The organism is Actinobacillus minor NM305 (assembly GCF_000175195.1).
GTDB classification, from domain to species: Bacteria; Pseudomonadota; Gammaproteobacteria; order Enterobacterales; family Pasteurellaceae; genus Haemophilus_A; species Haemophilus_A minor.
Window position 1 is genome coordinate 1 of sequence record NZ_ACQL01000047.1, and the last position, 9,393, is coordinate 9,393.

The following is a 9,393-nucleotide window of genomic DNA, read 5'->3' on the forward strand; positions in this document are numbered from 1 at the left end:
CGTTAGCTTTTGTCACGTAGTCAATCGCTGATTGAACAGTTGTGATTTTTTCAGCTTCTTCATCTGGAATTTCGATATCGAATTCTTCTTCTAAAGCCATTACTAACTCAACTGTGTCTAAAGAGTCAGCGCCTAAATCTTCGATGAATGAAGCTTCAGGTTTAACTTGTGCAGCGTCTGCACCTAATTGATCAACGATAATTTTTTTTACGCGTTCTTCAATGCTCATGTTTTGTTTCCTATATAAAATCGCTTAATGCGAGAGTTAATTAGTGTAATCTAAATTTTGCGAAATTCAAGCCTAATAAATAAGGTCAAACCAGGCAATTTTAAAATACACTAGTTAAAAGGTTTACTTACAGGGTGTAAGCAAAAAGCCTTAGTATTCTACCATTATGTCTGCGGTTTATCCATTAAAAGCCGTTTGAAAGACTAAAATTTTCTAGAATTTAATCAAAAATGGGTTAGATTGTTGCTAATTTTGCACGCATTTTATCAATGACAGCTTTATAATCCGGTAAATCAAAGATAGCTGAACCAGCAACAAAAGTATCTGCGCCGGCTTCTGCGATTTCAGCAATATTCTCAATTTTTACACCGCCATCAACTTCTAGACGAATATTTAAACCACTGGCATCAATACGCTTACGAACTTCACGTAATTTATTTAGTGTTGCCGGAATGAATTTTTGTCCACCAAAACCGGGATTTACGCCCATTAACAAGATCATATCCACTTTATCCATCACATAATCAAGATAATGTAGTGGTGTTGCAGGGTTGAATACTAATCCTGCTTTACAGCCTAATTCACGAATCAGTTGTAAATTACGGTCGATATGATCCGTTGCTTCAGGGTGGAATGTAATGTAATTCGCCCCTGCTTTAGCAAATTCAGGAATAAGACGTTCAATTGGTTTAACCATTAAATGAACATCAATCGGAGCGGTAATACCATAATCACGTAATGCCTGACAAATTGCCGGTCCAAAGGTTAAATTAGGAACAAAGTGATTATCCATTACATCAAAATGAATAATATCTCCTCCAGCCTCGAGAACGTTTTTTACATCTTCGCCTAACTTGGCTAAATTTGCAGATAAAATCGAAGGTGCAATGAGAAAAGGTTGTTGAGCCATAAAGTTTTCCTTATTACCAATTAAGTAGGCATAGCCTAACACAAAAATGCATAGAATAACGCGATCCACCTCTCAAAATTAAAATCTTTTATAAAACCATAAAAAAATTATTGAAATTAAAAATGTTTCCTGTATGATATTTCCATAATTTAATAATGGTTATTATTTAGGAGACAAAATGAAAAAGGGTATTCATCCTGAAAATTATCGTGAGGTACTATTTTATGACGGCTCAGTTCAGCAAGGCTGGGTTATTCGCTCTTGTGCAGCAACAACAAAAACAATGGTGTGGACAGATGGGAAAGAATACCCATTTTACCCGTTAGATACCTCTTCGGCTTCTCATCCGGTTTATACCGGTAAACGCCGTGAAGCGAATACCGAAGGGCGAGCAAGTAAGTTCAGTGATAAATTTAAAGGTATGGCGAGTCTCGTTACTCGCAAATAAAAGGAGACAATGTGAAAATTCTAAATTCATTAAAAAGTGCAAAAACACGCCATCAAGATTGTAAAGTCGTTCGCCGTAAAGGTAAACTTTATGTGATTTGCAAAAGTAATCCACGTTTTAAAGCTCGTCAAAGATAAGGAAAGTCATGAAAAAACTACTACTGGCAACAGCAATTTGTTCTGTCGCGCTTTCGGCACAAGCTCATCGTGTTTGGGTACAGAGTGAACCGACAAAACCGAATGAAATTTTAAAAGCAGATATTGGCTATGGAGAATTTCCAACATTAGAGCAAATTTCTGAAAAACGCCTTCACTTCTTTGATAAAGGAATGGTGTTGGTAAATAGCGAAGGAAAGCAACAACTTGCGCAAAAAGGCGATAAAAATTATCACTTTGAAAGCAATGCCCCCATAAAAGAAGGAAGCTATGTTTTAGCCGCAGAATATAAACCGACATTTTGGTCTAAAAATGCAGAAGGTTGGAAACAAGCAGATATGAAAAATACGCCGAACGCCAGTTATTGTGAACAAACGGCAATGTACGGCAAAAATATCATTAATATCGGAAATGTAGCGGATAAAGCCTCTGTTGCAGAAGTGGTTGGGCACGAATTGGAAATTGTGCCAATGGAAAACCCTGCTAATATCAAAGTGGGAGAACGCTTTAAAGTGGTTGTGTTATATCAAGGCGAACCACTTGCGGATGCTACGCTCACAGCAACCTTCAAAGGTTTTGATAATAGCGATAACCATCATTCTCATAAAGTTGAAGCTCAAGCGTTTTCTGATGTAACAGGCGAAGATGGCACAGTGGATATTATTCCATTGAAAGCAGGTTTTTGGAAGGCATCTGTCGTTTACGATGTACCATTTAAAGATCCGACACAATGTCAAAAAGCTAAACATTATGCGACTTTAACATTCGATATTGTACAATAATTTGAAAGCGGTCTGATTTGTAAAAAGTTTTGCAAAACAGACCGCTTGCTTTTCATTGTCAGCGAGGGGGATTTTTTGTATAATCTCTGATCTTTTAGAATGAATTTTGCAAAATCCTTTGGAGTAATAAAATGGCTCGTGTAACCGTTCAAGCTGCCGCAGAAAAAATCGGCAACCGTTTTGATTTAATTTTAACTGCTGCACGTCGTGCAAGACAAATCCAACTTCACACTCGTGAACCGTTAGTGCCGGAAGAAGGCGATAAACCAACAGTGATTGCATTACGTGAAATCGAAGAAGGTTTAATCAACAGCGAAATTATGGATCAATTTGATAATCATCAAGCGGCTCAACAAGATATTGCAGAAAAAGAAGCCATTTCTTTCTTAGCAGACGTTCAAGCTAAAGCTTAATTTATTATCTTTTGAATGGATAATGGACAATTTAAATGCAAGCGGTTACATTAACCGAAAATATTGCAAATTGTTCGTTATCCGTTTTTTTATCTTTTGTGGGGGGTATCGTGTATCTTTTTGAACCTTTAGATCGCATTATTCAAACTTACTTACCGGCAGATAAAATAGAGTTAGTCAAACGTGCTTTTGTCATCGCACGAGATGCTCATGAAGGGCAAACCCGTTCAAGTGGCGAACCCTATATTACGCATCCGGTGGCTGTTGCCGGCATTATTGCAGAGATGAAGCTCGATCATGAAGCTGTTATGGCAGCATTATTGCACGATGTTATTGAAGATACCCCCTATACGGAAGAACAACTTGCTGCTGAATTTGGTTCAAATGTGGCAGAAATTGTGCAAGGTGTTTCTAAGTTAGATAAATTAAAATTCCGCACTCGCCAAGAAGCACAGGTGGAAAATTTCCGCAAAATGATTTTGGCGATGACCAAAGATATTCGTGTTGTTTTAATCAAATTAGCCGACCGTACTCACAATATGCGTACACTGGGTGCTTTACGCCCAGATAAACGGATGCGAATTGCGAAAGAAACCCTTGAGATTTATAGCCCACTTGCGCATCGTTTAGGCATTACTCACCTTAAAAATGAATTAGAAGATCTTTGCTTTAAAGCGATGTATCCACACCGTTATAACGTACTTCGTATGGCAATTGATATGGCACGAGGAACACGTCAGGATCTATTAGCGAAAATTCCTCATGAAATCGAAAGCCGTTTAATGGAATTTGGCATTAAAGCTCGTATTTACGGTCGTGAGAAGCATCTTTATTCCCTTTACCACAAATTACGTCAGCGTGATCAGCGTTTTCGTTCCATTTTAGATATTTATGCTTTTTGCGTGGTGGTTGAAAATGTCGATAACTGCTATCGTGCGTTAGGGCAAGTTCATGCGTTATATAAACCTCGCCCTTACCAAGTACGAGATTATATTGCCGTGCCAAAAACTAACGGCTATCAATCTCTTCACACTTCAATGATTGGGCATAAAGGTTTGCCGATTGAAGTGAAAATCCGTACAGAAGAAATGGATCAAATGGCAGAATTAGGTGTGGCAGCATTTTGGCGTTATACCGATGAACCACTTAAAACAACCAGCGTGCAACAAAAAGCACAAAAATGGTTACAAAGCATCATTGAGTTGCAACAAAGCGCTGGCAATTCCGAAGAATTTATTGAGAATGTCAAATCGGATCTTTTCTCAAACGATATTTATGTCTTTACTCCGAAAGGACGTATTGTTGAGTTACCGGCTAAGGCAACACCGATTGACTTTGCCTATGCGGTTCACTCTGATATTGGCGATCGTTGTGTGGGGGCAATTGTTGATAGACAACCTTATCCGATTTCACAACCGTTACAATCCGGGCAAACCATTGAAATTTTAATAGAAGAAGGGAAACGCCCAAGCCCTTCTTGGCTCAGCTTTGTTGTGAGCGCAAAAGCCCGTTCTAAAATCAAACAGGCACTAAAACATCTTGAAAGTCTCGATGAGGTTTTGGTTGAAGAAGAAAAACCGGAAAATCAAGATGTAGATATTGAACTTGAAATTAAGAACCAACCGGGTGTTTTAGCAAGTCTTACGAATACCATTGCCGCCTTAAATAGCAACATTGGTTCTGTACATAGCCAGCCAAAAGACAATGGAAATTACCAAGTCAAATTGCAAATTTCAGTGACGGATAATGCACATCTTTATGTTGTTATTCAGCGTTTAATGAAATTAAATGGTGTTGTGAAGGTTACTAAAAATTAGCCAAATCATCGTAATAAGCGGTCAAGTTTGTAAAATATTTTGCAAATTTGACCGCTTTTTCTTCTCATCAAACTGAATTCGGCTATAATTGATCGAATTTTTTATTTTTGATTAAAAAGGAACAAAAAATGCAAAACCCAAAAGATGATGTACTTTACGCCCCTGTTGAGTGGGTGGATCATAGCGAAGGTTATACTGATATTCTTTATCACAAATCGACAGATGGTATCGCAAAAATTACCATTAACCGTCCTGAAGTGCGTAATGCATTCCGTCCGCAAACAGTGAAAGAGATGATCCAAGCTTTCTCTGATGCGCGTTTTGACGAAAAAATCGGTGTGATTGTTTTAACCGGTCAAGGTGAAAAAGCATTTTGTTCTGGTGGTGATCAAAAAGTACGTGGCGACTACGGCGGTTATAAAGACGATAGCGGCGTACATCACTTAAACGTATTGGATTTCCAACGTGATATTCGTAGCTGTCCGAAACCTGTGGTGGCAATGGTAGCTGGTTATGCGATTGGTGGCGGTCACGTTTTACATATGCTTTGTGATTTAACCATTGCCGCAGAAAATGCGATCTTCGGTCAAACAGGTCCGAAAGTAGGTTCATTTGATGGTGGCTGGGGTGCAAGCTATATGGCACGTATCGTTGGGCAGAAAAAAGCGCGTGAAATTTGGTTCTTATGTCGTCAATACGATGCGAAAGAAGCTTTAGAAATGGGCTTGGTGAATACCGTTGTGCCTTATGCAGATTTGGAAAAAGAAACAGTGCGTTGGTGTCGTGAAATGTTACGCAACAGCCCGATTGCATTACGTTGCTTAAAAGCGGCGTTAAATGCGGACTGTGACGGACAAGCAGGTCTTCAAGAACTCGCAGGTAATGCAACGATGTTGTTCTATATGACAGAAGAAGGCCAAGAAGGTCGTAACGCATTTAACGAAAAACGCGCTCCAGACTTCAGTAAGTTTAAACGCAATCCATAATCCATAACGAAGCAAGCGGTGATATTTCGTAAATCTTTTGCAAAATTTCACCGCTTTTACTTTTTGGTTTGAAATCATGTCAAATCCTGAATTGGAACAACAAGAAAAAGCGCCTGAAAAAAGATCGGTATTTTCGAGCTTTATGGCGACAGGTTTAAAAGTCGGGCTGGTTTGTGCCAGCTTTATGGCATTTTACGCCATTTATCTAGACGGTAAGATACGAACGAAAATGGACGGGCAAGTGTGGCAACTGCCTGCGGAGGTTTATGCACGTATTGAAAGTATCCGGATTGAAGATAATCTAACGCTTGAACAAACAAAAACCGCATTATTAGATAACGGCTATCGTCAAGTTTCTCAAATCGCAACACCTGGCGACTTCAAAATCGAAGAAAATAATATTGTGATGTTGCGCCGAGCTTTCCCGTTTCCTGAAACGCCGGAAGCACAGCGAGTATTAAGACTTCGCTTTCAAAATGATCGTTTAACTTACATTGAAGATTTAGTGCAACGCAAATTGGTTGATGAATTCCGTCTTGACCCAAAATTGATTGCAATGATCCATTCTGAAAGTGATGAAGAACGCCAAGCACTTCGTTTACAGCAATATCCTTATTTTTTAATTCAAGCGTTACTTTTAACGGAAGATAAACGTTTTTATCAGCATGATGGTATCAGCCCAATGGGGATTGCTCGTGCTTTGGTAGCAAACTACCAAGCCGGTAGAACGGTGCAAGGCGCGAGTACTTTAACCCAACAGTTGGTTAAAAATCTCTTTTTAAGCAGTGAAAAGTCACTAAGCCGGAAAGTGAATGAAGCGTTAATGTCGCTAATTTTAGATGCACGTTACGATAAAAATAAGATTTTAGAAACTTACCTCAATGAAATTTATTTAGGTCAAAACGGAAGCTATCAAATTCACGGTTTTGCGCTTGCGAGTCAATTCTATTTTGGCCGTCCAATTCAAGAAATTACGCCCTCGCAAATGGCGTTGTTAGTTGGAATGGTAAAAGGTCCTTCGTTGTATAACCCATGGCGACACCCACAGGCAGCGATTGAGCGCCGTAATGTGGTACTAAAATTGCTCCAAGAAAATAATGCGATTACGCAAAGCGATTACGAATTTTTAATTAAGCAACCGCTTGGGGTTAAAGAAAAAGGTACGATTTATCGCCAACAGCCAGCCTTTATGCAAGCCTTAAATTTAGACCTCAAAAATGAGTTAGGTGAGAATCGTATTGCATTATTATCGGGGGCGAAGATTTTTACGACCTTAGATCGTAAGCAACAACGTTCCGCAGAACAGGCGGTTATTACAGGATTAGAAGATCTTGAAAATACCGATAAAAAAATCAAAGACTTACAATCGGCGATTGTTGTAGCTGAATATAAAACGGGGAAAGTGCGTGCGATCGTGGGCGACCGTCTAACACAGTTTGCCGGCTTTAACCGTGCGATTCAAACGAAGCGACAAATTGGTTCTTTAGTCAAACCATCCATTTATGCGATTGCGTTATCCGATCCTAAAAATTTCCGCTTAAACACACCGATTGAAAATAAGCCTATTACGATTCACGTCAAAGGCTCCGCACCTTGGTCGCCAAAAAACTACGATAAGCGTTTTAGTGGCTCGGTTATGTTGATGGATGCCTTAGTACGTTCATTGAACATCCCAACGGTAAATATTGGTATGAAATATGGCTTGAAAAAGGTCATTGAAAAACAAAAAGAAATGGGGTGGGATAAAGTTGAGATCCCTGCCTACCCAGCAATGTTGCTTGGTTCGTACTCTATTTCGCCTTATGATGTGACAAAATCTTACCAAGTATTGGCAAATAATGGCTTAAAAGTGCCTTTAACTACGATTGAATCCATTACAGGGCATGATGGTAAACCTCTTTATCAGCGTAACCTTGACGCAGTAAGTGAACAAGTATTACCTGAAGAGGCAACCATTCAAACATTGTATGCAATGCAACAGGTGGTTGAGCGAGGAACGGCACGTAGCTTACAAAATGAGTTTGCTCATTTACGTCTTGCCGGTAAAACGGGGACGACTAATAATGCACGTGATACATGGTTTGCGGGTATTGATGGCGAAAATGTGACTACCGTGTGGCTAGGGAAAGATAATAACTCTGATACCTACTTAACAGGCTCAAGTGGTGCATTGTATGTTTATAAAGAGTACTTGAAACGCGCATCTCCAACAAAATTCAGTCTACCAAAATCGAAGAATATTCAATGGGTGGGGATTAACAGCTATGGCAGTATTAACTGCGATAATAGCCGCCAAATCCCAATGTGGCGAGACCGAGGACAGCGTTATTGCACTTCCGCAGGTGCTGTTATTGAAGCTGAAAAACCAACGGTATTGGAAGCACTTTCTTTAAGTAAACCTCAAACTGAAAATACTAAAGCTGAGGTGCCGGAAGAACAGCAAGCTGTTCCGACAGAAGAGATTGCACCAACCGCAGAGTAATATGATGTAAACCCGCTTTTATCTTAATAAAAAAGCGGGTTTATTTTAATATTTTGACACACTTCACAGATCCAGCTTTCTATCATAGAAGCTCATTTCTTTCCATGTTAGCATAATACCTAGCTAAATTTGCTTTTAAAACAGAGATGTTTTTTTACTGATTTGTGCAAAATTAGTCGCATTACGTAGAAAGTGATAAATCATTAAGAAGAATATAGTAGCAACTGTTACATAATACAGGAATAAGTTCTAATCATTTAAAGGAGACATTTTATGAAAACATTACCGCCAACATGGCAACTGGTAAACTACAACAGTATTCCTGTCCTTGAAATTAAGCATGCTTTAATGAGCGCAAAAATTTCGCTACAAGGCGCGCAATTATTAAGCTGGAAGCCAACTCACGCTAACCAAGATGTGTTCTGGTTAAGTGAGGTTGAGCCTTTTAGCCTTGGTCAAGCGATTCGAGGTGGCGTGCCGATTTGTTATCCTTGGTTTGGAGCAACCAAACAACCAGCACATGGTACTGCTCGCAATCGCTTATGGGAACTTACCGATTATGTAGAGCAAGAAGAGCATGTTCAACTTACATTTTCTTTGTTTGATGAAAACAAAAACCTAGAAGCGAAAATGGACATGACATTGGGCGAGACCTGCGAACTCTGCTTTACCCACCTTGGTAAAGAACCTGCTCAAGTAGCGTTGCATAGTTATTTCCATGTTCAAGATATTGAAAAGACCGAACTTTTTGGTTTACCTAATACAGTCTTTAATGCCTTAACGCAACAGCAGCAAGCGGTTGATTCTCCAAGAAAAATTGCAGAGTTAGTCGATGAAATTTACCTTGCACAAGGCGATAGCTATATTGAAGATATCGGGAATCAGCGACAAATTGAGGTTGCGCACCAACATGCGAGCGAAATCGTTGTTTGGAACCCGTGGTATAAAGCAATGAGCGGAATGAACGAGCAGGGTTACCGAACGATGGTTTGTGTTGAAACTGCACGTCTTAGCCAATTATTACATCCAAATGAGCAAATTGGTGTAGTTATTCGAGTGAGAAAATAATTTATTCTTTAAGATGTCTTCAAAGTTGCAGTAGGATTTTTCGATATTATGTCGCAAATACACAACTTTTTAACTCTTGAATTGTCAAACCAAGTGCAACGTT

Annotated in this window: 10 protein-coding genes; 8 read left to right on the plus strand and 2 right to left on the minus strand. The window is 39.3% G+C overall.

The features are described from left to right. A partial coding sequence (gene acpP, locus AM305_RS01485; RefSeq protein WP_005822494.1) for an acyl carrier protein occupies positions 1-229 on the minus strand: 229 nt, incomplete at its 3' end. A gap of 235 nt (positions 230-464) precedes the next feature. After that, positions 465-1,139 (minus strand): ribulose-phosphate 3-epimerase, encoded by a 675-nt coding sequence (rpe, locus tag AM305_RS01490; RefSeq protein WP_005822495.1) that lies wholly within the window; start codon positions 1,137-1,139, stop codon positions 465-467. A gap of 178 nt (positions 1,140-1,317) precedes the next feature. On the opposite strand from rpe, the gene AM305_RS01495 reads away from it, so the two are divergent. The 8 genes from AM305_RS01495 (at position 1,318) to AM305_RS01530 (ending at position 9,290) form a co-directional block, all read left to right on the plus strand. Next, positions 1,318-1,587: a type B 50S ribosomal protein L31 gene (locus AM305_RS01495; protein WP_005820683.1), complete on the plus strand. Its 270-nt coding sequence runs from the start codon at positions 1,318-1,320 to the stop codon at positions 1,585-1,587. An 11-nt stretch (positions 1,588-1,598) separates the two neighbouring features. Further along, positions 1,599-1,724, plus strand: a complete 126-nt coding sequence (gene ykgO, locus AM305_RS01500) for a type B 50S ribosomal protein L36 (RefSeq protein ID WP_005820685.1) — start codon at positions 1,599-1,601, stop codon at positions 1,722-1,724. Between the two features lie 8 nt (positions 1,725-1,732). Beyond that, positions 1,733-2,524, plus strand: coding sequence for a DUF4198 domain-containing protein (locus AM305_RS01505; protein WP_005822497.1), 792 nt, complete (start codon positions 1,733-1,735; stop codon positions 2,522-2,524). A 131-nt stretch (positions 2,525-2,655) separates the two neighbouring features. Beyond that, complete coding sequence (rpoZ, locus tag AM305_RS01510; RefSeq protein WP_005820700.1) at positions 2,656-2,937, plus strand: DNA-directed RNA polymerase subunit omega; 282 nt, start codon at positions 2,656-2,658, stop codon at positions 2,935-2,937. Between the two features lie 110 nt (positions 2,938-3,047). Continuing rightward, positions 3,048-4,754, plus strand: coding sequence for a RelA/SpoT family protein (locus AM305_RS01515; protein WP_035293669.1), 1,707 nt, complete (start codon positions 3,048-3,050; stop codon positions 4,752-4,754). A gap of 128 nt (positions 4,755-4,882) precedes the next feature. Then, positions 4,883-5,740: a 1,4-dihydroxy-2-naphthoyl-CoA synthase gene (gene menB / locus AM305_RS01520; RefSeq protein WP_005822501.1), complete on the plus strand. Its 858-nt coding sequence runs from the start codon at positions 4,883-4,885 to the stop codon at positions 5,738-5,740. 76 nt (positions 5,741-5,816) lie between these two features. Next, positions 5,817-8,222: a penicillin-binding protein 1B gene (gene mrcB, locus AM305_RS01525; RefSeq protein WP_005822503.1), complete on the plus strand. Its 2,406-nt coding sequence runs from the start codon at positions 5,817-5,819 to the stop codon at positions 8,220-8,222. 273 nt (positions 8,223-8,495) lie between these two features. Continuing rightward, complete coding sequence (locus AM305_RS01530) at positions 8,496-9,290, plus strand: D-hexose-6-phosphate mutarotase (RefSeq protein ID WP_005822504.1); 795 nt, start codon at positions 8,496-8,498, stop codon at positions 9,288-9,290. Positions 9,291-9,393: the final 103 nt, after the last annotated feature.

Coding starts and splice junctions, on each gene's coding strand:
- AM305_RS01530 (WP_005822504.1), top strand. CDS start 8,496: ATGAAAACATTACCGCCAACATGGCAACTGGTAAACTACAACAGTATT.
- menB (WP_005822501.1), top strand. CDS start 4,883: ATGCAAAACCCAAAAGATGATGTACTTTACGCCCCTGTTGAGTGGGTG.
- AM305_RS01505 (WP_005822497.1), top strand. CDS start 1,733: ATGAAAAAACTACTACTGGCAACAGCAATTTGTTCTGTCGCGCTTTCG.
- rpoZ (WP_005820700.1), top strand. CDS start 2,656: ATGGCTCGTGTAACCGTTCAAGCTGCCGCAGAAAAAATCGGCAACCGT.
- rpe (WP_005822495.1), bottom strand. CDS start 1,139: ATGGCTCAACAACCTTTTCTCATTGCACCTTCGATTTTATCTGCAAAT.
- AM305_RS01495 (WP_005820683.1), top strand. CDS start 1,318: ATGAAAAAGGGTATTCATCCTGAAAATTATCGTGAGGTACTATTTTAT.
- mrcB (WP_005822503.1), top strand. CDS start 5,817: ATGTCAAATCCTGAATTGGAACAACAAGAAAAAGCGCCTGAAAAAAGA.